The sequence below is a fragment of the Ruegeria sp. AL3 genome (genome assembly GCF_056536065.1).
The window spans coordinates 1,333,723-1,359,627 of the sequence record NZ_JBQFJG010000001.1 but is presented as its reverse complement, the minus strand read 5'-3'; the positions used below and the strand labels follow the sequence as shown (position 1 = coordinate 1,359,627).

General features: G+C 61.0%; 26 protein-coding genes. 10 read left to right on the top strand and 16 right to left on the bottom strand.

The window, feature by feature from the left end; all coding sequences use genetic code 11:
- Positions 1 to 128: 128 nt before the first annotated feature.
- A complete protein-coding gene (locus tag ACR3E6_RS06825; protein ID WP_480486425.1) occupies positions 129 to 1,316 on the bottom strand; it encodes a Zn-dependent hydrolase in 1,188 nt (395 codons plus the stop codon).
- 136 nt (positions 1,317 to 1,452) lie between these two features.
- Here ACR3E6_RS06825 and ACR3E6_RS06820 point away from each other — a divergent pair, with 136 nt between their 5' ends.
- The 4 genes from ACR3E6_RS06820 to ACR3E6_RS06805 are packed head-to-tail and all read left to right on the top strand — an operon-like array spanning position 1,453 to position 4,952.
- Entirely contained in the window at positions 1,453 to 2,103 is a 651-nt protein-coding gene (locus tag ACR3E6_RS06820; RefSeq protein WP_171637248.1) for a histidine phosphatase family protein, read from the top strand.
- 18 nt (positions 2,104 to 2,121) lie between these two features.
- The gene (locus ACR3E6_RS06815) at positions 2,122 to 2,736 is read left to right on the top strand and encodes a glutathione S-transferase family protein (RefSeq protein WP_480486423.1); all 615 of its coding nucleotides are present in this window, start codon (positions 2,122 to 2,124) and stop codon (positions 2,734 to 2,736) included.
- 14 nt (positions 2,737 to 2,750) lie between these two features.
- On the top strand, positions 2,751 to 3,806 hold the full coding sequence (locus ACR3E6_RS06810) for a saccharopine dehydrogenase (RefSeq protein WP_480486421.1): 1,056 nt from the start codon (positions 2,751 to 2,753) through the stop codon (positions 3,804 to 3,806).
- A gap of 3 nt (positions 3,807 to 3,809) precedes the next feature.
- Entirely contained in the window at positions 3,810 to 4,952 is a 1,143-nt protein-coding gene (locus ACR3E6_RS06805) for a saccharopine dehydrogenase family protein (RefSeq protein ID WP_480486419.1), read from the top strand.
- A gap of 91 nt (positions 4,953 to 5,043) precedes the next feature.
- On the opposite strand, the gene ACR3E6_RS06800 is transcribed toward ACR3E6_RS06805, so the two are convergent.
- The 4 genes from ACR3E6_RS06800 to ACR3E6_RS06785 all read right to left on the bottom strand — a co-directional run bounded on the left by ACR3E6_RS06800 (position 5,044) and on the right by ACR3E6_RS06785 (position 6,948).
- Positions 5,044 to 5,247, bottom strand: a complete 204-nt coding sequence (locus ACR3E6_RS06800; protein WP_171724662.1) for a DUF1127 domain-containing protein — start codon at positions 5,245 to 5,247, stop codon at positions 5,044 to 5,046.
- Between the two features lie 58 nt (positions 5,248 to 5,305).
- On the bottom strand, positions 5,306 to 5,533 hold the full coding sequence (locus ACR3E6_RS06795; RefSeq protein WP_171637256.1) for a YjiS-like domain-containing protein: 228 nt from the start codon (positions 5,531 to 5,533) through the stop codon (positions 5,306 to 5,308).
- A gap of 238 nt (positions 5,534 to 5,771) precedes the next feature.
- Positions 5,772 to 6,089, bottom strand: a complete 318-nt coding sequence (locus ACR3E6_RS06790) for a DUF3775 domain-containing protein (protein WP_117871872.1) — start codon at positions 6,087 to 6,089, stop codon at positions 5,772 to 5,774.
- Positions 6,090 to 6,129: 40 nt separating this feature from the next.
- Complete coding sequence (locus tag ACR3E6_RS06785; protein ID WP_171637258.1) at positions 6,130 to 6,948, bottom strand: DUF1365 domain-containing protein; 819 nt, start codon at positions 6,946 to 6,948, stop codon at positions 6,130 to 6,132.
- 146 nt (positions 6,949 to 7,094) lie between these two features.
- On the opposite strand from ACR3E6_RS06785, the gene ACR3E6_RS06780 reads away from it, so the two are divergent.
- Genes ACR3E6_RS06780 through ACR3E6_RS06770 form a run of 3 tightly spaced genes read left to right on the top strand, consistent with a single transcriptional unit; the run spans position 7,095 to position 8,862 of the window.
- Complete coding sequence (locus tag ACR3E6_RS06780) at positions 7,095 to 7,751, top strand: sigma-70 family RNA polymerase sigma factor (protein ID WP_171637260.1); 657 nt, start codon at positions 7,095 to 7,097, stop codon at positions 7,749 to 7,751.
- A 10-nt stretch (positions 7,752 to 7,761) separates the two neighbouring features.
- Complete coding sequence (locus tag ACR3E6_RS06775; RefSeq protein ID WP_171637471.1) at positions 7,762 to 8,412, top strand: ChrR family anti-sigma-E factor; 651 nt, start codon at positions 7,762 to 7,764, stop codon at positions 8,410 to 8,412.
- 45 nt (positions 8,413 to 8,457) lie between these two features.
- Complete coding sequence (locus tag ACR3E6_RS06770; RefSeq protein ID WP_171637262.1) at positions 8,458 to 8,862, top strand: hypothetical protein; 405 nt, start codon at positions 8,458 to 8,460, stop codon at positions 8,860 to 8,862.
- Positions 8,863 to 8,865: 3 nt separating this feature from the next.
- Here ACR3E6_RS06770 and ACR3E6_RS06765 read toward each other — a convergent pair whose 3' ends face one another.
- The 6 genes from ACR3E6_RS06765 to ACR3E6_RS06740 form a co-directional block, all read right to left on the bottom strand.
- Positions 8,866 to 10,095: a DNA recombination protein RmuC gene (locus ACR3E6_RS06765; protein ID WP_480486415.1), complete on the bottom strand. Its 1,230-nt coding sequence runs from the start codon at positions 10,093 to 10,095 to the stop codon at positions 8,866 to 8,868.
- A 57-nt stretch (positions 10,096 to 10,152) separates the two neighbouring features.
- Positions 10,153 to 12,018 carry a DNA mismatch repair endonuclease MutL gene (mutL, locus tag ACR3E6_RS06760; protein ID WP_480486413.1) on the bottom strand — a complete coding sequence of 622 codons (1,866 nt, stop codon included), beginning with the start codon at positions 12,016 to 12,018 and terminating at the stop codon, positions 10,153 to 10,155.
- 263 nt (positions 12,019 to 12,281) lie between these two features.
- Entirely contained in the window at positions 12,282 to 13,211 is a 930-nt protein-coding gene (locus tag ACR3E6_RS06755) for a metal ABC transporter permease (protein WP_171724665.1), read from the bottom strand.
- A complete protein-coding gene (locus tag ACR3E6_RS06750; protein WP_480486411.1) occupies positions 13,208 to 14,413 on the bottom strand; it encodes a metal ABC transporter permease in 1,206 nt (401 codons plus the stop codon). The genes ACR3E6_RS06755 and ACR3E6_RS06750 overlap by 4 nt, the downstream gene beginning before the upstream one ends.
- Before the next feature lie 3 nt (positions 14,414 to 14,416).
- Positions 14,417 to 15,220: a metal ABC transporter ATP-binding protein gene (locus ACR3E6_RS06745; RefSeq protein ID WP_152459357.1), complete on the bottom strand. Its 804-nt coding sequence runs from the start codon at positions 15,218 to 15,220 to the stop codon at positions 14,417 to 14,419.
- 3 nt (positions 15,221 to 15,223) lie between these two features.
- Entirely contained in the window at positions 15,224 to 16,177 is a 954-nt protein-coding gene (locus ACR3E6_RS06740) for a metal ABC transporter solute-binding protein, Zn/Mn family (protein ID WP_480486409.1), read from the bottom strand.
- A gap of 201 nt (positions 16,178 to 16,378) precedes the next feature.
- Here ACR3E6_RS06740 and deoC point away from each other — a divergent pair, with 201 nt between their 5' ends.
- The 3 genes from deoC to ACR3E6_RS06725 are packed head-to-tail and all read left to right on the top strand — an operon-like array spanning position 16,379 to position 20,555.
- Positions 16,379 to 17,377 (top strand): deoxyribose-phosphate aldolase, encoded by a 999-nt coding sequence (gene deoC, locus ACR3E6_RS06735; protein WP_480486407.1) that lies wholly within the window; start codon positions 16,379 to 16,381, stop codon positions 17,375 to 17,377.
- A gap of 11 nt (positions 17,378 to 17,388) precedes the next feature.
- Complete coding sequence (locus ACR3E6_RS06730; protein ID WP_480486405.1) at positions 17,389 to 19,722, top strand: aldehyde dehydrogenase family protein; 2,334 nt, start codon at positions 17,389 to 17,391, stop codon at positions 19,720 to 19,722.
- Positions 19,723 to 19,745: 23 nt separating this feature from the next.
- Positions 19,746 to 20,555 carry an SDR family oxidoreductase gene (locus tag ACR3E6_RS06725; RefSeq protein WP_171637275.1) on the top strand — a complete coding sequence of 270 codons (810 nt, stop codon included), beginning with the start codon at positions 19,746 to 19,748 and terminating at the stop codon, positions 20,553 to 20,555.
- A 23-nt stretch (positions 20,556 to 20,578) separates the two neighbouring features.
- Here the strand turns inward: ACR3E6_RS06725 and ACR3E6_RS06720 are convergent, their stop codons facing one another.
- From ACR3E6_RS06720 to purH, 5 genes are all read right to left on the bottom strand, one after another.
- The gene (locus ACR3E6_RS06720) at positions 20,579 to 21,847 is read right to left on the bottom strand and encodes a M16 family metallopeptidase (protein ID WP_480486403.1); all 1,269 of its coding nucleotides are present in this window, start codon (positions 21,845 to 21,847) and stop codon (positions 20,579 to 20,581) included.
- On the bottom strand, positions 21,844 to 23,184 hold the full coding sequence (locus ACR3E6_RS06715) for a M16 family metallopeptidase (protein WP_480486401.1): 1,341 nt from the start codon (positions 23,182 to 23,184) through the stop codon (positions 21,844 to 21,846). Before ACR3E6_RS06715 ends, ACR3E6_RS06720 begins: the two co-directional genes overlap by 4 nt.
- 81 nt (positions 23,185 to 23,265) lie before the next feature.
- The gene (locus ACR3E6_RS06710) at positions 23,266 to 23,781 is read right to left on the bottom strand and encodes a DUF3035 domain-containing protein (RefSeq protein WP_171637281.1); all 516 of its coding nucleotides are present in this window, start codon (positions 23,779 to 23,781) and stop codon (positions 23,266 to 23,268) included.
- Positions 23,782 to 23,831: 50 nt separating this feature from the next.
- On the bottom strand, positions 23,832 to 24,308 hold the full coding sequence (lspA, locus tag ACR3E6_RS06705) for a signal peptidase II (RefSeq protein ID WP_171637283.1): 477 nt from the start codon (positions 24,306 to 24,308) through the stop codon (positions 23,832 to 23,834).
- The gene (gene purH, locus ACR3E6_RS06700) at positions 24,308 to 25,897 is read right to left on the bottom strand and encodes a bifunctional phosphoribosylaminoimidazolecarboxamide formyltransferase/IMP cyclohydrolase (RefSeq protein WP_171637285.1); all 1,590 of its coding nucleotides are present in this window, start codon (positions 25,895 to 25,897) and stop codon (positions 24,308 to 24,310) included. The genes lspA and purH overlap by 1 nt, the downstream gene beginning before the upstream one ends.
- Positions 25,898 to 25,905 lie beyond the last annotated feature (8 nt).

Below are 25,905 nucleotides of genomic sequence, written 5' to 3'. Positions count from 1 at the left end.
CTTTTTTCCGTTAGGCAACAATCCTTGTTTCCAACGCTTGAATTCCCTGGCGTCCGACCGGATACCAGAGGGAAGGATTTCACCGTCGATACATACCTTCTTCGGGATTTCTCGGCGCAAAGTGACGTTCAGACAGAGAGGGACCGCACCGCACGCACCAGAACTTCGAGCCCGGCAATCAAATCGACCTCTGCCGTATCTTCTGCAAAATCATGGCTGATACCGTCGATCGAGGGCGTGAACAGCATCGCGACCGGCATCAGGCGAGACACATTGGTGGCATCGTGCAAGGCCCCCGAGGGCATCCTGCGCCACCGACCCGGTGCGACCTGTTCTGCACCGCGTTCAAGAACGCAGCGCAAGGTCGGATCCATGGCAACGGGATCCAGCCCCAGCATGGGGCCGTAATCCAAGCTCATCCCCATTTGCTCAGCGGTTTCTTGTGCTGTCGCCCGAATGATCTCCTCCATCCGGGCCAAACGGTCTGCATCAGCATCGCGCCATTGCATCGAGAACCGAACCCGTCCCGGCACGATGGACGAAGCGTTTGGATGCAGGTTGACCCGCCCGATGGTCCAGACCGTCTGCGGCGTGACGACATTGCGAAACCTCTCATTGAGCCGGGTGTTGAACAGGGACAGGGCCTGAAAGGCGTCGCGGCGCAGGTGCATGGGGGTGGTGCCGGCGTGATTCTGCTGACCTTCGAATGTGATCGACATATCGCGGATGCCAACGATATCGGTGACGACTCCGATTTGGTCTCCGGACGCGTCCAAAGAGGGGCCCTGTTCGATATGCATCTCTATGAAGCCATTGAAACGGGACGGGTCCACGAATCCCTGGGACAGATCTGCCATGGACGATCGGGCCTGGCCAAAGCTGACGCCCGCCCCATCGGTCAACACATCGGCTTTTTCCAGAGACAAACCGCCCGACCAGACAGCAGAACCTGTGGTCACGCCAAACCGCCCCTCTTCGTCCTGAAAGCTGACAACTGAAATGGGACGGTCGACGGAACGTGCAACTTCCAGTGCGGCGATGACGCCAAGGGCGCCGTCCAGCCAACCGCCTTCGGGCTGACTGTCGGAATGTGATCCCATCAACAGCGAAGGGCCGGACGCCAATCCGAACAGGTTTCCCACCGGGTCAAACTGCGGAGTCAGGCCCGCTTCACGCATACGTCCGGCAAGCCACTGGCGCGCAGCGATATCCGCGTCGGAATAGGCAGGGCGGACAACCCCCTTGCCCACTCCTGCGGCACCAAATGCACGCAACTTATGCAGGTCGGTCAGAAAACGCGTGTGATCGACGGTCATATACCCCTCCGGAGGTTTGTTCGGGGCGAACCATAGCCAGAAACAGAAAAGGAGCGAGGTTTTTTTCGACAGGCGTGAAACCCCTCTGGCACCAGAGGGGAACCTGCCCTAAGACTTCGGCGCAAGAGGGACCGACATGTCACATATCACATTGGTGCGTCACGGGCAGGCAAACACAACGGCGCGGGACGAGGCAAGTTATGACAGGCTCAGCGACTTGGGGCATCAGCAGGCGCGTTGGCTGGGGGCGCATCTGCGCGACACCCGCAGCCACTATGCCCGGGTCTATTGCGGCACCCTGACCCGTCACGCCGAGACAGCGGACAGCATGGGATTGCACGATCCAATCCGTGACGCGCGACTGAACGAGATCGAGTATTTCACGCTGGCGCAACTGTTCGAGGACCAACACGGCGTCGCGATCCCCACCGACCGCGAAGGTTTCGTCGAACACCTGCCCAGAACATTTGCGGCCTGGGCCAATGGCGAAATCAAGAACCCGCCGGAAACCTTCGAAGAATTCGAGACGCGCGTGCGCGACGCGCTGCACGAGATCGGGACCGAGGGCGGACCGGCCATCGTCGTGACCTCGGGCGGGTTGATTTCGATGGTGGTGCGGCAGGCGATGGGGTTGGATATCCCGTCAATGGCACGGGTGGCCCTTGCCATCATGAACACGTCGATGCATCGTCTGCATCCGATTGGCGCTCAGCTGAGCCCGGTTCTTTTCAATGCCGTTCCGCATCTGGAAGCCCCTGATCGGCAGTTCGCGCAGACCCACCTGTAACCAGATCGGAGACGCCTGATGCAGCTCTACTATGCACCCCGAACCATCTCGGTCGCTGTCGCGATCGCACTGGAAGAGGCCGGGCTGGAATACGAAGCGATCAAACTCGACTTCGCCGGGGGCGAACAGACGAAACCAGCTTACAAGCAAATAAACCCCAAAGGCCGCGTTCCGGCGCTGGTGGTGGATGGCGGCATCCTGACTGAAACCGGAGCCCTGCTGGAATTCGTTGCGGCCAAGGCCCCCGAGGCCGGGCTGGTGCTGGCTGATCCGGTGATGGCTGCCCGGATGCGCGAAGTGATGTTCTACCTTGCCTCGACCATGCATGTGAACCACGCGCACAAGCTGCGCGGGCACCGCTGGGCCGACAAGAAATCCAGCTGGAAAGACATGAAAGACAAGGTCGCGCAGACGATGACCGCGTCCTGCGATTATATCTCGTCGAACGGCCTGCGTGGTCCATTTGTGCTGGGCGAGGCGTTCTCGCTGGCCGATGCCTATCTGTATGTGGTGTGCAGCTGGCTGGAAGGCGATGGTGTGGACGTTTCGGCCTTTCCCAAAATCGTCGCCTTCCGTGAGGCGATGGAGGCACGCCCTTCGGTTCAGGCAGTGCGTGCTGCCGGAATGCTCTGACAAAAGGAAATAAGATGACACATCTCTGGGTCCGGGCAGAACAGCGCCCGAACGAAGAACGGGTTGGGCTGACGCCGGAAGGTGCCGCCGCGCTGATCGCGGCCGGCATCCGCGTGACGGTCGAGGAAAGCCATGCCCGCGCCATTCCACTGGACGGCTACAAGGAAGCAGGCTGCGAGATCGCGCCCGAGAATTCCTGGCCCGAGGCCCCGCTGGACGCGATCATCTTCGGCCTCAAGGAACTGCCCGAAGACGGTACACCCCTGCCCCACCGCCACATCATGTTCGGCCATGCCTTCAAGGGCCAGCATTCGGGCCGGGCTCTGCTGGAACGGTTCAAGGCGGGCGGCGGCACGCTATATGATCTGGAATACCTTGTGGATGAAGATGGTCGCCGGGTCGCCGCATTCGGCTATTGGGCAGGCTACGCGGGCGCGGCGGTGACGCTCAAGACCTGGGCGGCGCAGCAACGGGGCGAGATCTGCGGCCCTGTCGGCGTCTATCCCGGCAAGAACGCGCTGAACGCCGAACTTCTGGCAGAATTGGACGCCACTGGCGCGCCCCGGCCCCGCGCCATCGTCATCGGAGCTTTGGGCCGTGTAGGCACCGGCGCCGCAGACCTGTGTGAGGCGATGGACGTCGCGGTCACCAAGTGGGACATGGCCGAAACCGCGCGCGGTGGGCCTTTCCCGGAAATCCTCGACCTTGATCTGTTCCTGAACTGCATCTTCGCGCGCCCCGGAACGCCTGTCTTCGTCCCGCGCGAGGCATTGACCGCCCCGCGCAAGCTGACCGCCATCGGTGACGTGGCCTGCGACCCGGACAGCGATTACAACCCGGTGCCCGTCTATGACCGCGCCACCACGTGGCAAGAACCCGCCCTGCGCGTGGCCACCGACCCGGTGATGGACGTGATGGCGATCGACAACCTGCCGTCGATGCTGCCGGTCGAAAGCTCGGAAGACTATGCCGCGCAACTGCTGCCGTCCTTGCTGACTCTGACCGATCTGGACAGCGGTGTCTGGGGTCGGGCAGAAGCAACTTACAAAACGCATATTGAAGGACTCTGAACGATGACCATTCATTGGTGTGGCACCGGCCTCTCGGCCATTCCCGGCCTGCGTCGCCTGATCGAAGGCGGCCACAAGGTCACCGTGTGGAACCGGACCGTCGACAAGGCCAGGGCCGAGGTCGGAGACCTGACCGACGACATCCGCGCCTTCGACATCAACGCGCTTGGCGCAGTACTGGAGAAGGGCGATGTGATCGTCTCGATGCTGCCGGGCGACTGGCATGTACCGCTTGCGGACCTGGCAATTTCGAAACAGGCCAATTTCGTCTCGTCCTCGTATATCGCGCCCGAGATGCGCGCGCTGGACGACAAGGCGCGCGACGCCGGCGTCGCACTGGTCAACGAGGTCGGGCTGGACCCGGGCATCGATCACCTGATGGCGCATGCGCTGGTGGACGACTACCGCGCCTCCGACGCCTTCGACCCGAAAAACCACCTGAGCTTCATTTCTTATTGCGGCGGCATTCCCAAGAACCCCAACCCGTTCCGCTATAAATTCAGCTGGTCGCCGCTGGGCGTGTTGAAAGCGCTGCGGTCGCCGTCGAAATCGATCCGCGATTACGCGCCGCTGGACGTTGCCCGCCCTTGGGATGCGATCAGCAGCTATGTCGCGCCGCTGCCCACACCGGAGAGCTTCGAGGTCTATCCGAACCGCGATTCGATACCCTTCATGGCGCAATACCATTTCGAGGATCACTGGCCGGTCAAGGAATTCGTCCGCGGCACGCTGCGTCTGAACGGCTGGGCCGACGCGTGGTCGGATGTGTTCACCGAGATCGAAACCCTGTCCGGCCCGGAAGGGGATGCGCGTCTGAAAGAGATGTCGGACCAGTTCTGGGAGGAAAACGCCTATGACGAAGGCGAGCCTGATCGTGTTGTATTGTGCGTGGGATTGAAGGCCGAGAAAGACGGCGTCGAAGTCTGGCACAAGACCTATGTCATGGATGCCTGGGGCGACGAGCGTGGCACGGCGATGGCGCGTCTGGTGTCGATTCCGGTCTCACTTGCGATCGAGGCCGTATTGAACCGCGCCATCCCGGCCGGTGTTCACGCGGCCCCCAGCGATCCAAAGCTGGTGCAGGGATGGATGGGTGAAATCGAAAAGCTGACCCAACATCTGCAAATCGTCGATCACACGGCCTGAATGCAAAAAAGCCATTCCAGACTGCCTGGAATGGCTTTCATTGTTCCACTTTACGCATGTTGTCCTCGTTCGGGTTTCCCTCACCCGGACTTCAGATATACCGCTGGATGGTATCTTCGATATCACTGCGGTTGATGCCCAGCTCGGACAACTGATGATCGGTCAAAGCATTCAGATGCTGGGCTGCGCGGACAATATCAGGGCTGATCGAACGGATTCGCATGGCACGATCGAACAGCAAAAGCGCAGTGGCGGCCGGAGCCGGTTGATTGGTGGGCGGTACGACGTCGAACATTCTGATAACCTCGCTAACATGCTTTTGGGGATTGTCTCAGTTCACGCTGAATGCTTGATCACTGCCGGTATGGCTTGTTGTGATACACACTTTCATATGCGCGTCTTTTGATCTGATCCCGCTGGATGCCGATGTCGGCCAGTTGTACGTCATCAAGCTTTTCCAGATCCCGCACGGTTTTCGAAAAAATCCGGCGGCGGAAATGCTCGACCTTTGCTTCTGCATAGTTTGAAAACAGACCGTCAAGCAGGCCACCCCGGCCTTCGAATGTTTGTGTATGTGCCATGTCTTTCTCCTCCTGAACTCAATGTCTTTGTCTTCATGACATCAGATTTGGGAAGGCTGCCTTAACGTTGCCAAACCGGTTCATTAAGGTTTGTTAAGACTGTATTGGAGGGAAAGTTCGGGCTGGACCGGCGCGTTAATTGCAAACTTCGATCCAGGCCCGCGACATGTCTTTTCAGTGGCGGATCAAAATAATGCGAATATCGACCCGTCGCAGAAACCGCCCCTTTGCAGGCAGGTCACATCAGATCGTTTTCAACGTCCTCGGCTGATATCCCCAGCGCGTCCAGACCGTTCTCAAGGTGGTCTGACATGTGCGGAGTGCCGATCAGGTAGTCGGCACAGGGGGTCGAGGCCTCGGCCTTGGCAGTGGCAATCGCTTCGGCCAGATCCTCGGCGAAAAAGCTTTCGCGGCCGATCCACATGATGGCAACCAGTTCGGCTTGCTCGTCTTCGCTCATACGTTCGATGAAGGCGCGCATTTCACCTTCTGCCCGGTTCAGCTCGCGCCCCATCATGGCAATCTGAGCGACCTTTCTTGCCGATATTTCCAACATGCATCAGCTCCTCGTGTTCGCGGTTGTTGTGCCATCACAATCACCGAACGGGGGGCGAGTCTTTGATCTTACGCAAACAACGGCCCTCGTTCCGCGCACGCGAAATCGGCCGGTCCGGTACCGGTTGCCTACGAAACGGGCGAAAGGTGGCTTTTTTCAACCACAGCCTGAAAGCCTGCCAGACGATCAGTGCAAAGGTTCTCCGGGCGCCGAATGGCCGCCTCAGCAAGGACCACAGAATCACGCGGTTCGTCAGGGGTTGCCGCGGGCCGGTCAGCGTCGCGATCAGCCCACCATCAGCGCGCCCGTAATCAATCCAGACACCGACGCGATCCGCGCGATAGTCGAAGCGGAACGTATAGCTGCCTTCGATTTTCTGAAACGGTGAAACATGCATCAGCTTGTCCGCCACCACCCTGTCAGTCGGTTCGATGACCGAGAAATCGGGTTTGTGACACAGGTAACTGTGACGGGTGCCATAGGTATTGGTGACCTCGGCCACCACCGCATAAAGGTGATCGCTGTCGTCAAAACAGAACCAAAAACTGACGGGATTAAAAACGTGCCCCAAAACGCGCGGTTGCGTCAGCAACTTGAAACGCGCCGGTTGTTGCACCGACATTTCATCAAATCGCGCGCGGAGCCACTGGGCCCCTTCCCCGTGACCCGGCTCTCCCCCATGGTCGGTGGTGCGCCAGTTCGTGACATTCGCGCGATCAACCGAAAACAGCAAAGGGGTGTCCAGCTCTGCTTCGGGGTCCAACAGGATGTAATCGACCGAGTATCGGAATGCGTTTTCAATCGCACCCTTGCGCCCGTGATAGGTATGACCCGCGATATGGTCTATTTCCTGCGTCATCCGCTGCTTTCTGGCCTTCCCGTAAACGCCTTGAACTGCACTGATTTCCCTCAGATGCTGGCAATTCTGATACGGCAATTTGCACAATTTGGATCATAATGTCCCGATAAAGTGATCCGGCTTGGGGAACGCGCCGTAATGAGGTTATGTTTACCGAGATCGATACCGTGACCTTGGACGAACCTGCGGCTGAACCGGCCGCCCTTCAGCCTCGGCGCGAAAAGAAACGCATCAAGGGTAGACGGGTGAACGGAAGTAACGGCGGGCGCGAGACCAGAACCGAATGGGTGGATCACGTCAGGCGCATCCGCGACGCGCAGGACCAGGCGGCATTTGCCGAACTGTTCCAGCACTTCGCGCCACGGATCAAGGCGTTCCTGATGAAGTCAGGATCAGACGCCACGATGGCCGAGGAGTGTGCGCAGGAGGTGATGGCGACCTTGTGGCACAAAGCCCATCTGTTCGACCCGGCGCGGGCAACAGTGGCTACTTGGGTATTCACGATTGCTCGGAACAAGCGCATTGACGTTCTGCGAAAGCAACGCCGCCCCGAACCCGAAGAATTGTGGTGGGGTCCCGAGGCCGAGCCTGAGCAGGACGATGTCATCGCGCTGCAACAGGAAACCGCGCAGCTTCGCACCGCTTTGACAGCGTTGCCAGACGCGCAGAGAGAACTGATCGAAAAGGCGTATTTTGGTGATCTGAGTCACCGCGAAATTGCGTCTCAGACCGGGTTGCCCCTGGGAACGATCAAATCACGAATCAGGCTGGCGCTGGACCGCTTGCGCCATGCAATGAACTGAGATGAGTATGATGAGTAAGTCGATCAAACATCACCTGACAGATGACCTGCTGATGGCATACGCAGCAGGCAGTCTGCCCGAGGCATTCGACCTGATGGTCGCGACGCATCTGTCGCTCTGCGACCATTGCCGTGCGCGGGCGGAAAGTTACGATGCCGTAGGTGGTCATGTTCTGGAGGAACAGACTGTATCCATCGCCATGAGTGATACATCTCTGGCCGCGACTATGGCGTTGATCTCCAAAGGTGCGCCAGCGGCCAAACCGGCGCGTCCGAACTGTTCGGTATTGCCGGCCCCGTTGCAGGATTATGTCGGCGGTACGGTTTCGGATATCCGATGGAAACCGATCGGCATGGGTGTGAAACAGGCCATTCTGCCGACCACAAGCGAGGCCTCGGCCCGGTTGCTGTTCATTCCAGCCGGAACGGCTGTACCAGATCATAGTCACAACGGTATAGAATTGACGATGGTGCTTCAGGGCGCATTCTCGGACGAAGTGGATCGCTTCGCCCGTGGCGACGTCGAGATCGCGGACGAGGATTTGGAACACACGCCTGTGGCGGACATTTCGGAAGATTGCATTTGTCTGGCGGTTACGGATGCACCGTTGAAATTCACCAAGCTGATGCCGCGCCTGTTCCAACCCTTCCTGCGCATCTGAAATTGCCCGCGAGGGCCGCGAGCGGCGTGTTTGAAAGGAATGATCATGTTCGCAAGACTTGCTGTGTGCGCCCTTCTCGTTGCTGTCGCGCCCGTCGTATCGGCCCAAATGTCGGCCGAGGTTCAGTTTCAGCCCGGCAATTTTGGCACCATGGTCAGCGGAACCATCTCAGGAGATGAGTACTTCGACTATTCGCTGGGCGCCAAAGCCGGGCAGGAGATGTTTGCCGATCTTCAGGTCAGCGACACCAATGGTAACGGCGTGATCTATTTCAACATCCTGCCGCCGGGCAGCGACGGTGTGGCGATTTATAACGGGTCGATTGACGGCAATACGGCTCGGATCACCCTGCCCGACGATGGAGACTATACGATCCGCGTCTATCTGATGGGCAATGACAGGGATACCGGAAAAACCGTGGGGTACAATCTGGACCTGTCCATCCAGTAGATTTCAACCTTCGTGACGAGCAAGGGGCACAACGCCGTTTTCGGCCTTGGTCTCGATTTCTTCAAAGTCGAAATTGTCCAAACGCTGCGCGCGGCGGCCAGCCTTTTCGGCGCTGATCTTGATTTCCGAGATATCCTTGGCCGCCTGCCCGAAATGACGATCCAGGTTCGAGACGCGATCGCCCAGGCGGTCCACATCCTTGTGCAGCAACCCCAGCTCTTTGCGGATCGCGCCGGCCTGTTCGCGCATACGCGCGTCTTTCAGGATCGCCCGCATGGTATTCAGCGTGGCCATGCACGTCGTCGGGGACACGATCCAGACCCGCGCGGCGAACCCTTCACGCACGACATCAGGCAGACGCGCGTGCAGTTCGGCGTAAATCGCCTCGGAAGGTACGAACATCAAGGCGCCGTCCGCGGTTTCCCCGTCCAGGATGTATTTTTCGGAAATCGCCTTGATATGCACTTTCACCGCAGCGCCGAAGGCCCGCAGGCATCTATCGACATCCGCCTTCGTCTGCGCAGCGGCCAACGCCTCGAAATCCTCCAACGGGAACTTTGCGTCGATCACGATCGGTCCCGGCGGGTTCGGCAAGTGAATCAGGCAATCCGCCCGCCTGCCGTTCGACAAAGTGGCTTGCAACGAATAACTGTCAGCGGGCAGCGCCTTGGACACGATATCGTTCAGCTGGATTTCCCCGAACATCCCGCGCCTCTGCTTGTTTGACAGTATATCCTGCAAAGACAGCACATCGCCTGACAGTTTGGTGATATTGTCCTGTGCCTTGTCGATGGCGGCCAGACGTTCCTGCAATTGGGTCAGCGAGGTCGCCGTCTGTTTCGACGAGCCATGCAACGTTTCTTTCATCCGTTCCTGCATCTCGGCCAGCGCACGCGCCGATTTCATCGCATTATCCGCCAGCCGGTCATTCATCTGTTGCTGGACCGAAGCCAAACGCGCCTCGACCGTCTGAATCACCTGCATCTGCGCATTGGCCTGAGTGTCCGAGACATGCTGAAGACCGCCGCGCAACTGTTCTTGCCCCTGGCCCAGTTGCTGAACATGCTGACCCAGATGCGCCATCTGCCGCGCCAGAGGCTCCGCCATCCGGGCCGAGCGGTTGGCCGCCCGCAACGACAGGAACAGCAGCAGCAGAATCAACGCCACCACACCACCCACGGTCAGAATCAAGGGATCGTTCAACGCCATCTCAGTGCCTGCAATCTGGATCATGGGGGTCAGTTTGTTCTCGTTTTGTTTCTATCTTGTTAAACCGTGTTTGAAACCAGATCAACTGCGTCCGAACAGGCGTTCGATATCGCTGAGTTTAAGTTCCACATAGGTTGGTCGCCCATGGTTGCACTGGCCGGAATGCGGCGTCGCCTCCATCTCGCGCAGCAGGGCATTCATTTCCTCGGCCCGCATTCGACGGCCGGATCGGATCGACCCATGGCAGGCCACCCGGCTGAGGATCGCCTCGATCCTTGCCTGCACCATCTGGCTTTCACCCTGATCGGCGAGTTCATCCAGGATGTCGAGGATCATGGCGCGCGCATCGACTTCGCCCAGAATGGCGGGGGTTTCGCGTACGGCAATGGCGCTTCCGCCGAAGGGCTCGATGGTCAGGCCAAGGCGCGTCAAGTCATCTGCGACGGCCATCAGGCGGGCGCAATCCCCGTCGGACAATTCCACGATTTCCGGAATCAGCAGGGCCTGCGCCGCGACGCCATTCTCGGCCATCTGCGTTTTCAGCTTCTCATAAACCAGCCGTTCATGTGCTGCATGCTGATCTACGATCACCATGCCATCGGCGGTCTGGGCAATGATGTAATTCTCGTGCACCTGTCCGCGGGCTGCACCAAGCGGCAGATCCTGCGCCTGAGGCTGCTCCTGCATCTCGGCGACCTGCGCAACCGGGGTCGGCTCGACAATGCTGCCGCTATAGTCATTGGCCAGCTCGGCAAAACCCGGAGCCTGCGCGCGATACGCCGCCGTGCGCGCGGCAGGCGACGGACGATCCATCTGGTAAACCCGCGCCGGAGCGAGCTGTGCAGGTTCTGGCCGCATCGCGCCCAGCGTCGCATTCGCCACGGTCGAGGATGCCCTGTGCCCGGCTTCCGCCAAAGCATGACGCAGACTGGACACGATCAGCCCCCGCGCGACGCCGGGATCCCGGAACCGAACCTCGGATTTCGCGGGGTGGACGTTCACGTCAACCAGCGTGGGGTCGCAGTCGATGAACAACGCCGCAGCAGGGTGGCGGTCGCGGCTCAGGAAATCGAAATAGGCCGCCCGCAGCGCGCCGGTCAGCATCTTGTCGCGCACGGGGCGTCCATTGACGAAAAGATACTGTGTTACGGCAGCCCCACGCGAGTAGGTCGGCAGGGCGGCATAGCCGTACAGCCGGATGCCATCACGCGAGGCATCAATCTGCAAAGCGTTTTCTGCGAATTCGCGCCCGATCACGCGGGCCAGTCGGGCGTGGAGCGCATCAAACAGATCTCCGTTCTCGCGATCCGCGCGGAAGGTCACGCGACCCTCTCCGCCGCCGGATACATCCCGCAGAGCGAATGTCACGGAAGGTTCGGCCATGGCCAGCCGTTTCACAATATCGGTGATCGCCTGCCCCTCGGCCCGGTCCGTGCGCATGAATTTCAGGCGGGCCGGTGTGGCGTAGAACAGATCGCGCAGTTCGACCACAGTCCCCGCGCGCAGGGCGGCGGGTTTGACCGCATCCATCTTGCCACCCGCGACGTGCACCTGCGCCGCATCCGCGCCGGGAACACGGCTGGTGATGGTCAGACGCCCAACAGCACCCAAGGATGGCAGCGCCTCGCCCCGAAAGCCGAAAGTGTGGATGTTCAGCAGGTCCGAACCGTCAATCTTTGACGTGGCATGGCGGGACAAGGCCAGCGGCAGATCTTCCGCCGCGATACCGCAGCCATCATCCGTGACCCGGATCAGGGTCTTGCCGCCATCCGCGATATCGATGGCGATCCGCGTGGCCCCGGCATCGATTGCATTCTCGACCAGTTCCTTGACCGCCGAGGCCGGTCGTTCCACCACCTCACCAGCCGCGATGCGGTTGATTGCGGCATCGTCGAGCTGCCTAATTACGGGGCGTTTTTCGCCGATATTGGGGTTTGCCTGCGCCATACCCCTACACCTAGCATAGTCGCGCACGATTCTGCCACCGGTTTGAACCGCAGATTCTAAAAGAGAGGGGGCGCCCGGGTATCCGCGAACGAGAACTCATTCCGGATCACCCGGACGTGCCAAGTGAGTGGTGTGTTTCAGCTAATTTATGAGACCGCATGTATCACGCACCTGTCGGAAAATCTGCTTAAGATTCTCGGGCTCAGTTTCTTGGCAGAGATTGGCCGATAACGTGTAGGCCTGTGTGGCGGGAAAATGCCTGATCAGGCAGATATGCGCGCACCGATCCTGCCCCGGCAGGGTCCGAACATCGCTGCCGCCGCAAGAATCAGGCCTGACATCGTGGCGATCATACCCGCCGCGCTGACGGCATCCGCGCCGCCCAGCCACAGCGGGCCATAACCTGCCAGCACATAGCCCGACACCGCCGAGGCAATGGCGAACACAACGCTCCAGGCGATCTGCGCTTCCAGCCGGTTGGTCAACATCCGCGCCGCGGCAGGCGGGCAGATGAACATGGCGATCACGATGATCGAGCCCACCGCGTCAAAGGCCGCCACCGCCGCGATGGCCGCGGTGATGACCAATGCCATGCCCAGAACGCCGGTGCGAATGCCAATGGTCCGGGCAAAGCCTTCGTCGAAGGTAGAGATCTTCAGCGGCCGCCAGAACAGCCAGGTGAACAAAGACACACCGAGCAGTGTCAGCGCTATGCGGGGTAATTCCGGGGGCAGCCCGGACAGCGCCTCTGTGTCCAGCAAGGACGACCATCCGGTGGCGTCCAGCCAGATCAGGCTTTCGAGATTGCCGTAAAGCGCATGTTCCACATCCAGATGCACCGTCGACGTATCCGTCTGCTCAAGTAGCAGGACGCCCGCGGCGAACATGGTGGTAAAGACCACGCCCATGGCCGCCCCCGGTTCGATCTGACCCAATCGGCGAATGGCTTCGATCAGCACCACGGCCACAACGGCAGCGCCCGCCGCGCCCAGCATCATCGGCCAGGTCGATATCGCCCCTGTGATCAGAAACGCCACGACGATCCCCGGCAGCACCACATGGCTGATAGCGTCTCCGATCAATGCCTGTTTGCGCAACACCAGAAAATTGCCGGGCAACGCGCAGGCAATGGCCGCAAACGTACCGATCAGCAACGGTGTCAGAGACAGAGGGACAAATTCTTCACCACTCATACCGGCACCCCCATTGGCCCGCCGATGCGGCGGTCTATCTCGGCGATCTGGTCGCGGGTCAGGACGGTTTCGATGTCCCGTAACCCGTCATAAAGCGCGGCTGTTGCCTCATGCGCCTGATCTGCGCGCACGATTTCCCAGCGCTTTTCGTCCCGCAACGCCTTGGCCGCGCGGGCTTTGCCGATATCGGTCGCAACGCCGTCCGCGCGCACCAGCCCAGCGCGGCGCAGCAAGCGCAGGGTCAGGGGCTCGTAGATCTTTTGCCCCTGCGCCAAGGCCAAAAGACCCTGACGAATATGCACCCGGCGCTGAAAGCGCAAATGGCGCAGCACCGCCGCCAGAACGCCACGTATCGGCGCCAGAAACAAAGACACGACAAAAAAGGCAAAGCTGACCAGAACGATGATCGGCCCGGTCGGAAGGTTTGGCGCCGAGGCCGAAATGGCCGCGCCAATGTACCCCGCCAACCCGCCGGCCAATCCCGCAAGCAGAACCACATGGTCCGAGCGTTCGGACCAGAACCGCGCGGTCACGGCGGGAATGATCAGCAAAGCCACGATCAGAATCAGACCTACGATTTTCAGGCCGACCACGGTCACGGCCATGACCAAACCCATCATGGCCAGATCGATCCTGTGCACCGGCAACCCGCGTGCTGCGGCATATTCAGGATCGAAGGCCACAAAAATCATCGGGCGACGAATGATCATGACCAGCAGCAGCGTCGCAGCGCCGCCGACCGCAATGATCATCGCATCAGCCCAGAGCATCCCGGCAGTGGATCCCAAAAGGAAGCCTTCCAGCCCTGCCTGACGGCCTACGCCCATCGTCTGTATGACCGTCAGCAACACGATGCCAAAGCCGAAGAAGACCGACAGGACTGCTCCGATGGCGGCATCTTCGGCCAAACGCGTGTGACGCGTCAGCCAGTTCATGCAGAGAAGGCCGATCCAGGCCGAGATGGCCGATCCTGCCAACAGGCCCAGCAGGTTGCGCCCGTCTCCTCCCAGTGCGACCAATACCATGAAAGCCAGACAGACGCCCGGCAGGGTTGCGTGGCTGATTGCGTCACTGACCAAGGCGCGCTTGCGCAGAAACAGAAACGTCCCCGTCACACCGGCTGAAACACCCAGCAAGGTTGCACCGATGGCGACCAGCGTGGCGTTGTAGCCAAGTTGCAGGGTCAGAGCATCCCAAAGCATGCGTTACCCCAGCGCGCGCGATATCTGATCGATCTGCGCGGTTGCCAGTCGACCCCCATATGCTGATTGCAAGGTTTCCGCCGTGAAGGCCTCGGCCACTGGTCCCTCGGCCACCTTGCGGGTGTTGATCAGGAAGACATGGTCGAAATAATCGGTCACGGTCGCAAGGTCGTGATGCACCACGACAACCGTCTTGCCCGCCTCTTTCAGGGATTTCAGCACCGAGATGATGGCTTTCTCGGTGGCGGCATCGACACCTGCAAAAGGTTCGTCCAGAAGATACAGATCCGCGCCCTGCGCCAGCGCGCGCGCCAGAAAGACACGTTGTTGCTGCCCGCCGGATAGCTGCCCGATCTGGCGATCCGCGAAATCCCGCATTCCCACACGGTGCAAACAATCCATCGCGCACGCCTTGTGGCGGGCACGCACGCGGCCCAGCAAGCCAAGTTCGCGCGACAGGCCCATCAGAACCACGTCGATGACACGCGTTGGAAAATCCCAATCCACGCTGGCACGCTGAGGAACATAGGCAATGCGCGCGCGCTGCGTGTCCAATGGCTGGCCAAACACGGTCACTTGACCTGACAAAGGGGAAACGATGCCAAGCGCCGCCTTGAGCAATGTGGATTTCCCGGCCCCGTTCGGCCCGATGATCGCCGTCATCGCCCCGGGCTGTACGGTCATGTCGACTGAAAACACCGCAGGTTTCTGCCCGTATGAAACCGTCAGGCCGCGCAGGGCAAGGGGGCTGTCGGCCAACCCCTTGTCACCCACGGTCACGCCTTCATTGCTGATCAGGCCCAGCATCGATCAAAACCCCGCCGACAGTTTTCCGTCCATGCCACGATCTGGCACATTGCCACCCAAAGCACTGGCAATGACCGTGATGTTATGGTCCAGCATACCAAGATAGGTACCTTCATAGGTTCCTTCTTCACCCATGGCGTCCGAGAACAACTCGCCCCCCACGTGCACTTCATGACCCTTGGCGGCCGCGCCCTCGATCAGCGCGCGGATCGAACGATCCGAGACCGAGCTTTCGACGAAAACAGCCGTGATCTTGCGGTCAACCAGCAGATCGACCAATTCGCCTATCCGGTTCAGTCCCGCCTCGGACTGGGTCGAGATGCCCTGAATTCCCAGAACCTCGAACCCGAAACTTTCACCAAAGTAACCAAAGGCATCATGGGCGGTTACAAGAACCTTGTTGTTGTCGGGAACGGACGCCAGAACTTGATCTGCATAGGCTGTCAGGCGATCGATATCTGCCAGGTGGGCCTGCGCATTCGCTGCAAAAACCTCGGCCGCTTCAGGACGCACCTCGGTGAGGGCTGCCTGCACTTCAAGTACCACGTCCCGCCACAACTCGGGCGTCATCCAAACATGCGGATCATATTTGTCGGCGTAATCGTCATGGGCGCGCAGCTTCGACGTGTCGATACCTTCGGCAACTGCAACTACGGTTCGCTTGCGTTCAAGGTCATGGAAGAAATCTTCCATCTGCGCCTCGAGGTACAAACCATGCCACAGGATCAGATCCGCACGCGTCATCACCACGATATCGCTGCGGGTCTGACGATAGGCATGCGGGTCGACGCCCGGCCCCATCAGCCCCTTGACGTCTACCTGATCACCACCGACCTGACGTGCCGCGTCAGCAATCATGCCCGTCGTGGCCACAACCTTGAGGGGTGCATCGGCCCAGGCCGTGACCGGCAGGGAAAAGGCCAGCGCCAATACCGCAAGAAAATTCCGGCGAATCATCTTCTACCTCAGTTTTTGCTTCTCGTTCGAACTGAATATGAGAACCATTCGCAAGTAAGTCAACGCTAATGCGAATTATTCGCAAGAAAGCGGTTACATTTTGTCCATTTGGTCAAAAATTATCCAAACATTGCCCGCCTGCATCTTCCATTCCCCGGTCTCCCGTGCGATTTTGTCGCAAACCTCCCAAAGGACGTGACAATGGATACGCAGAGCTCAGAAAGCCCCGTGCGCACCGCGCATCTGCCGCAAGTGACCGAAGCCCGGAATCCCGGCATGGATCTGGACCTGGACTGGGTGCGCGCCGTGCAGGCCAACACCTCGGCCATTGAACGCCGGGCCGCGACCCTGCCCGGGCGCCGGTCGGTGAAAAAGGAACATCAGGCCGCGTGGCTGCTGAAGGCAATCACCATGATCGACCTGACCACCCTGTCGGGCGATGACACCGAGGGCCGCGTGCGCCGCCTGTGCTCCAAGGCCCGGCAGCCCGTGTCGCCCGAACTGCTGAAGGCGCTGGACATGCCACCGATCACCACCGGCGCGGTCTGTGTCTATCACGACATGATCGAAACGGCGGTGGATGCGCTGACAGGCACCGGCATTCCGGTCGCGGCCGTCTCCACCGGCTTTCCGGCGGGCCTGTCGCCCTTTCACCTGCGCGTGGCCGAGATCGAGGAAAGCGTGAAGGCCGGGGCCGAAGAGATCGATATCGTGATCTCGCGCCGCCATGTGCTGAAAGGCGACTGGCAGGCGCTCTATGACGAGATGAAGGCATTCCGCGACGCCTGCGGCGAGGCGCATGTAAAGGCCATCCTGGCCACGGGCGAGCTGGGCAGCCTGCGTAACGTGGCGCGTGCCTCGCTGGTCTGCATGATGGCGGGGGCCGATTTCATCAAGACCTCGACCGGCAAGGAAAGCGTCAACGCCACCCTGCCCGTGTCGCTGGTGATGATCCGCGCGATCCGTGACTATTATGACCGCACCGGCTATCGCGTGGGCTACAAGCCCGCGGGCGGGATTTCCAAGGCCAAGGACGCGCTGGTCTACCTGTCGCTGATCAAGGACGAGCTGGGCGACCGCTGGCTGCAACCCGACCTGTTCCGGTTCGGCGCGTCGTCCCTGCTGGGCGATATCGAGCGGCAGTTGGAACATTTCGTCACCGGGGCATACTCGGCCGGCTACCGGCACCCGATGGGCTGAGGACAGGAAAAATGACAGTCAAAGAGATTTTCGAGACCATGGAATACGGACCCGCCCCGGAAAGCGCCGCCGAGGCCCTGGCATGGCTGGTCGATCAGGGCGACACGTTCGGCCATTTCATCGACGGCGCCTTCACCAAGCCCGGCAAAGGGTTTGAAAGCCGCAACCCGGCCACGGGCGAGGTTCTGGCCAAGCTGACCCAGGCCACACAGGCCGATGTGGACGCCGCCGTTGCCGCCGCCCGCAAGGCCCAGCCCAAATGGGAAAAGCTGGGCGGCCCCGCCCGCGCCCGATACCTCTATGCCATCGCGCGGCTGATACAGAAGCATGCCCGCCTGTTCGCAGTGCTGGAAACGCTGGACAACGGCAAGCCGATCCGGGAATCGCGCGACATCGACATTCCGCTGGTGCAGCGGCATTTCTACTATCACGCGGGAATGGCCCAGCTGATGGAAACCGAGCTGCCCGACGCACAGGCGCTGGGGGTCTGCGGCCAGATCATCCCGTGGAACTTCCCGCTGCTGATGCTGGCGTGGAAAGTGGCCCCAGCGTTGGCCATGGGCAACACGGTGGTTCTGAAACCGGCCGAATACACCTCGCTGACAGCGCTGCTGTTTGCCGATATCTGCATGCAGGCTGGCCTGCCCAAGGGCGTGGTCAACATCGTCACCGGCGACGGCGCGGTGGGCGAGATGATCGTGGCCGCAGACGTGGACAAGATCGCCTTTACCGGCTCGACCGTAGTGGGTCGCCGCATCCGCGAGACCACCGCCGGGTCGGGCAAGTCCCTCACGCTCGAGCTGGGCGGCAAGTCGCCTTATATCGTCTTCGACGACGCCGATATCGACTCAGCCATCGAAGGTCTGGTCGATGCGATCTGGTTCAATCAGGGCCAGGTCTGCTGCGCGGGCTCGCGCCTGTTGGTGCAAGAGGGCATTGCCGAGCGCTTCTATGCCAAGCTGCGCGCCCGCATGGACACGCTGCGCATCGGCAACCCGCTGGACAAATGCATCGACGTGGGTGCCGTGGTGGATCCGGTTCAGTTGCAGACGATCACCTCCATGGTCGACAGCAATACGGTGGGCCATGTGCATCAGGCTGCCTGCGAATTGCCCGCAAATGGCTGCTACTACCCGCCGACGCTGATCACCGGGCTCGAAACCTCGGACCCGTTGATGCAGGAGGAGATATTCGGCCCGGTTCTGGTCTCGTCGACCTTCCGCACCCCGGCCGAGGCGGTCGAACTGGCCAACAACACCCGTTATGGATTGGCGGCCACGGTCTGGACCGAAAACGTAAACCTTGCACTGGACATCGCACCCAAGCTGGTCGCGGGCGTGGTCTGGGTCAATGCCACCAACCTGTTCGACGCGGCCGCGGGCTTTGGCGGCGTGCGCGAAAGCGGCTTTGGCCGCGAAGGCGGCTGGGAAGGGCTGGCCGCGTATACCAGACCTAAGGGCAAGGCCAAGCCGCTGACAAAGGTCGAGGCAGCCATGGGCGAAGGGGCACCGATCGACCCGATTGATCGCACCGCCAAGATGTATGTCGGCGGCAAGCAGGCGCGACCCGATGGTGGATATTCGAAACCGGTCTGGGGCAAGGCGGGCCTGCTGGGCCATGTGGGTCTGGCCAACCGCAAGGACGTGCGCAACGCGGTTGAGGCCGCGGCGGGGGCCAAGGGCTGGTCCAAGACCACCGGCCATCTGCGCGCGCAGATCCTGTATTACATCGGCGAGAACCTGTCGGCCCGTGCTGACGAGTTCGCCGCGCGTATCGACGCCATGACCGGTCGCAAGGAAGGCGCGAAAGAGGTTGACGCCGCGATCCAGCGCCTGTTCACCGCCGCCGCCTGGGCCGACAAGTATGACGGCCAGGTGCATGGCGTTCCGATCCGGGGCGTGGCGATTGCGATGAAGGAACCGGTGGGCGTGATCGGCGCGCTGTGCGCCGACGAGGCGCCGCTGCTGGGTCTGGTCTCGGCCATGGCCCCGGCGATCGCGATGGGCAACCGGGTGGTTCTGGTGGCGTCCGAGCCCTACCCGCTGGCGGCGACCGATTTCTATCAGGTGCTGGACACCTCGGACGTGCCCGCAGGCGTGGTCAACATCCTGACGGGCAGCCACGCGGAACTGGCCAAACCGCTGGCCTCGCACCTGAACGTGGACGCGGTGTGGTCGTTCTCATCGACGGACCTGTCGGCGCAGATCGAGGTCGTCTCGGCCGGGAACCTGAAACGGACCTGGGTGAATAACGCGACGGCATTCGATTGGGGCATGGACCATTCCCGCCGCTTCCTTCAGGCTTCGACCGAAGTGAAAAACATCTGGGTGCCCTACGGCGAGTAGGGCTCCCGCCAAGGGAGGCCTACATGGATTTTTCGGGAAAAACCGTCATCGTCATCGGTGGCACCAGTGGCATCAACCGGGGCATCGCCGAGGCCTTCGCGGCCTCGGGCGCGAAACTGGCCGTGGCCAGCCGCTCGCAGGACAAGGTGGATGACACCGTCGCTGCGCTGAAGGCGGCAGGCGCGGCCGAGGCGATCGGCGCGGCCTTTGACGTGCGTGATGCCGAAGCGGTCGCGGAGGGGCTGAAACAGTTCCACGCGGCGCTCGGTGATTTCGACGTGCTGGTTTCGGGGGCGGCGGGCAACTTCCCGGCGCTGATGGCGGAAATGTCGGCCAACGCCTTCCGCACCGTGGTCGAAATCGACCTGATGGGCACCGTGCATGTGCTGAAAGGCGCCTATCCCTATCTGAAACGGCCCGGCGGCAACATCATCAACATCTCGGCGCCGCAATCCTACCTGCCCTACGAGGGCCAGGCCCATGTCTGTGCCGCGAAGGCGGGCGTCGATCAGATCACCCGCACCCTGTCGATGGAATGGGGTGTGGAAGGCATCCGGGTGAACTCGGTGGTGCCTGGCTTCATCGAGGGCACCGAAGGCGCGAAACGGCTGGCCCCCACCCCAGACGCGGGCGAGCAGCTGCGCCGGGACGTGCCGCTGGGCCGCTGGGGCACCCCGCAGGACGTAGCCAATGCCTGCCTGTTTCTGGCCTCGGACATGGCCAGCTATATCAGCGGTACGGTTCTGGCGGTGGACGGGGCGTTGTATCAGCGCGGCTCGGGCCAGTTCGGCCAGATGATGGGAGACATGCTGCGCAGCATGAAAAAGGGGTAAGCCGCAGCTTACCCCCGAAAGGTTCAGTTCGTTGTTTCCAGGCCCACCGGCTTGCCAACGACGACAAAGTGCAAACCGTCCGGGTCAAGCAGTTCGGCAGCAATGCGGTTGACATCTTCCAATGTCACCGCGTTCACCTTGTCATTGCGGGTGGCGATATAGTCGATCGGCAGGCCTTCCATCTGCATTCCGACCATGATCGAGGCAATCTGACCATTGCCATCGAACCGCAGCGGATAGGCGCCGGTCAGATAGGTCTTGGCGTCGTCAAGTTCCTCTTGCGTCACACCCTCAGTGGCCGCGCGCGCCCATTCATCGCGAATTACGTCGACGGCTTCGGCGATACGGTCATTGGCCGAGGACACGGACCCGAGATAGACCGAAGCCAGATCCTTGGGCACCAGATAGGTCCCGACCCCATAGGTCAGGCCGCGCTTTTCGCGCACCTCCTGCATCAGCCGGCTTTCAAACCCGCCCCCGCCAAGAATGTGGTTCAGAACGAAGGCCGCAAAGAAATCCGGGTCATCCCGATCAATCCCGGCCTGACCGAACAAGGCCACGGACTGAGGCGTGTCGAATTCGACAACACTGACGCCGCCGGGAATGTTCACCTGGGCCTTGCCCGGGATGGGCTTGCCGGTGTCCGGCAAGTCGCCAAGCAGGGTATCAAGCAGGGTACCCAGTTCCTCAGCCGTGATATCGCCGACGGCCCCCACATACAGACGATCCTTGGCGAACACGCCTTTGTAAGCCGCGACCACGTCATCGCGGGTCAGGGCCGAGACGCTTTCGATGGTGCCTTTCCCCTCGGATCCGTAGGGGTGATCGCCGTAGGCCATCTGCGCAAAGGTGAGGCCTGCGAGTTCGTTCGGGTCAGTCTGGTCCGAGCGCAGGCCCGACAAAACCTGCGCGCGCACGCGGTCAACCGCATCCTGATCAAAACGCGGTTCGTGGATCGTCGTGCGCAGCAAATCGACCACTTCATCCCGGTTTTCGGACAGAAAACGCGCGGAAATCGAAACTGAATCGTCGCGGGCATAGGTCCGCGCATCCATGTCGCCCGCGCCTTCTTCGATCAGCCCGCTCATCAGGTTGACCGCGCCGCGTTTGTCAGGGTCGTCCAGCGACGTGCCACCACGGAACCGCAACTCCAGCGCGGTGAATGGGATGGAATGATCCTCGACCAGCCAGGCTTTGATACCACCGGGCGAGGTCACTTCTTCGATCTCGATCTCGGCCAAAGCCGGCAGGGCGACCAGGCAGGCAATCAGCGTTGCAACAAACCGTTTCATTGCGTCACCTCGTCATCGCGCATCAGCCAGCCTGTGACCGATGCCTCGGGTTGCAGAACTTCGCGGGCCGCGGCGATGATCTCATCCCCGGTCACGGCCTGAAGAATTTCGGGCCAGGCCTGAACATCTTCGACCGTCAGGCCGCTTGTCAGGGCCCGGCCATAGCGGTTGCCGATGCCGTCCACGTTGTCGCGCGCATAGGTCTGGGCGGCGCGCAGCTGCATCTTGATGCGCTCAAGATCGTCTTCGTTCACACCTTCGGCGATGAAGTCGGCCACGGCCTGGTCCATGGCGTCTTCAGCCTCTTGCAGGGAAACACCCTCGGCCGGAACGACGATCAGATCAAAGGTCGTGTCATCCAGCGAAACACCGCGATAGAACGCTCCGGCATAGACGGCCTTTTGCTGATCAAACTGCAACTTTTCGTTCAGGAAAGACGTCGTGCTGCCGCCCAGCAACTCGGCCAGCAGAAACAGAGCCGCCGCTTTTTCCTGTTCGCCCGGATCGCGTTCCGGGGCCAGATAGCTGCGCTGAACGTAAGGCTGGGCCACGCGCGGGTCTTTGAAGGTCAGGCGACGCTCGGCCGTTTGCGGCGGCTCTTGGGACCGAACCCGCTCGGGCAGGTCCGGGTTGGCGGGAATCACACCGTAATACTGATCGGCAAGCGAGCGGACTTCAGCGGGATCGACATCGCCCGTGACCACCAGAATGGCGTTGTTGGGCGCATAATGGGTCTGGTAGAACGACAGCGCGTCCTCCATGTCCAGATCCTCCATCTCGTGCATCCAGCCGATGATCGGCACGCCGTAGCGGTGGTTCAGATACTGGGCCGCGCTCATCTGTTCGCCGAACAGGGCGCGCGGGTTGTTTTCGGTGCGCTGGTTTCGTTCCTCGAGAATCACGTCGCGTTCGGTCAGAATGTCCTCTTCGCTCAGCCGGAGGTTCCGCATCCGGTCGGATTCCATCCGCATCATCAGCTCAAGCCTGTCGGCGGCGACACGCTGAAAATAGGCGGTGTAGTCATACGAGGTGAAGGCGTTGTCGTTGCCGCCATTGGCAGCAACGGTGGCAGAGAACTCTCCCGGGGCCAGCGTGTCGGTGCCTTTGAACAGCAGGTGTTCCAGGAAATGCGCCACGCCGGATGATCCGATCGGCTCATCAGCGGATCCGGCCCGGTACCAGACCATATGCTGCACGACCGGGGCACGGTGGTCTTCGACCACGACGACATCCATGCCGTTGTCCAATGTGAATGTGGTGACCGCTTCTTTCCCGTCCTCGGCAAATACCGGGGCGGCAGCGATCAGGGCAGCCGACAAGGCCAGGGCCCGAACCATAGGGCATCCTCCGTTTCGTTTCTGGTATTCAAACTACGGTGACGTGGCCCGGGTTCAAGCCCGATGACGGAAAGTTAAGAATTATTCACCCGGCGGCGAAGAAGGGGTTTCGATCCCGGCCCGACGGGCGGCTTCCGTTTCCGCGAACGGATCGATCGATTGTTTTTCGTAAACCTGACCATAGCGGTCGACCGGGAACAGACGCAGGCCGGTCCAGCGCCCCCGGCGTTTGCGGAACGCGGCGTCATCAGCCTCGACCACCTGCCGCGCATCGGGAGAAACACCATATCGACTGGAAGCCGTGACAAGCGCTGCATCCGAGGATGGCACAGACGCGTTCGGATTCAGCGCAGCAGCATTGCCGCCCAGCGCAGCCACCGCATCGGCATTTGGGTTCGGATCCGTCAGGTTCGCGCCACCCGGCGTAGGTGCAGGCAAGAAGGCATAGTCCTGAGGTTGGGTCAGCGGCTTGACCGGCAACACAGAAAACTCATCCGGCCCCGGGCCTGGAGGCGCCAGATCCCGCAGACCGGGATTCGAACACGCCGCAACCGCAGCGGCAACAGTCAAAACAAATAGGGCGCGCGGCATCCGCATTGGTGTCTCCAGCCTGTTTCAGGCGCTTTTATCGCATATCATTCCGCGCGTCACGAGGCCTTTTTGCCGTCAAACAGCACCAGCCCGATGGCTCCTGCAAATATGAAGACATCTGCGAGGTTGAAAACAAACGGATTGTTGATGCCGCAACAGGACATGTTCAGGAAATCCAGAACAAAGCCGTAAAGAACCCGATCCACCACATTCGCCAGCGCACCGCCGATCAGCAGGCCACCGCAAAACAGCATCAGCCCCGAATGGGCTGCACGGCTGAGCCAGACAAGCACGCCGACACAGATCGCCACGGAAATACCGATCAGAATCCAGCGCGCAGCCTCCGAATTTCCTTGGAACAGGCCGAAATTGATTCCCCGGTTCTCGCCGTATTTGAACACCAGAAGCGGTGGCACAACATCAATGCCGCCGGGCTGATCGGCCACGCGCATGACATGAACGACCAGATATTTGCTGATCTGATCGATCGCAAAGGCGGCCAAGGCCGCCCAGAGAAGCAGGCGTGACCGCATCAGTGACGGAAATGGCGCATGCCGGTGAAGACCATGGCCAATCCGGCCTCATCCGCAGCGGCGATCACTTCGTCATCCCGCATGGATCCGCCCGGTTGAATGACGCAGGTTGCACCTGCCTCGGCCGCTTCCATCAGCCCGTCAGGGAAGGGGAAGAACGCGTCCGAGGCCACGGCAGAGCCGATGGTCAACGGTTGGGCCAAGCCCAGCGCGTCGGCCATGCGCTCGGCTTTCTTGGCGGCGATCAGGGCCGAGTCCACACGGCTCATCTGGCCCGCGCCGACGCCGACGGTGGCGCCGTCTTTGACATAGACGATGGCGTTGGATTTGACGTGTTTGGCCACTTTCCACGCGAACAAAAGGTCACGCATCTGTTCGTCGGTCGGGGCCTTCTTGGTCACAACCTTCAGATCATCCAAGCCGACAAAGCCGTTGTCCTTGTCCTGCACCAGCAACCCGCCAGCCACCTGACGCACGGTTTTCCCGCCGGCGGCCACATCCGGCAAAGCTTCGGTTGTCAGCAGGCGCAGGTTTTTCTTGGCGGCAAAGATTGCCTTGGCCTCATCCGATGCGCCGGGAGCGATCACGACTTCGGTGAAAATCCCGGTGATCTCCTGCGCGGTTTCGGCGTCCAGGGGCTGATTCAACGCCACGATCCCGCCAAAGGCCGAGGTGCGGTCGCAATCGAATGCCGCCTTGTACGCCTCAAGCAGGGTTGCACCCCTTGCCACGCCACAGGGGTTGGCGTGCTTGATGATGGCACAGGCGGCGCCCTCAGTGGGGTCAAACTCGGCCACCAGTTCAAAGGCCGCATCCGTGTCATTGATGTTGTTGTAGCTCAGTTCCTTGCCCTGATGCTGGATCGCGGTCGCCACACCGGGCCGATTGGTGCCGTCGGTGTAGAACGCAGCCTGCTGATGGCTGTTCTCGCCATAGCGCAAGGTCTGTTTCAATTCACCGGCAAACGCGCGGCGCTTGGGGGCTTCAAGCTCCAGCGCATCGGCCAGCCAGTTGGACACTGCCGTGTCATAGGCGGCGGTACGGGCATAGGCTTTCTGCGCCAGCTTGCGGCGGAATTTCGGACAGGTCGCGCCGTCGTGCTGATCCATATCGCCCAGCAGTTTTTCGTAGTCTTCAACATCCACGACCACATTTACGAACGCATGGTTCTTGGCCGCCGCGCGGATCATCGCCGGACCGCCGATGTCGATATTCTCGACGCACTCATCGTAACCTGCGCCTTTGGCCACGGTTGCTTCAAACGGATAGAGGTTCACAACCAGCAGATCGATTGCACCGATGCCGTGTTCGTTCATGGCTGCAACATGGGTGTCGTTGTCGCGCAGGGCCAGCAGCCCGCCATGCACCATCGGGTGCAGGGTCTTGACCCGGCCATCCATCATCTCGGGGAAGCCGGTGATCTCGCTGACATCCTTCACCGCAAGCCCTGCATCGCGCAGCGCCTTGGCCGTGCCGCCGGTCGACAGCAGCTCGACCCCGCGTTCGGCCAGCGCCTTGCCCAGCTCGATCAGCCCGGTTTTGTCGGATACGGAAAGCAACGCGCGGCGCACGGGGTGAAGATCGGTCATGGGTCCAA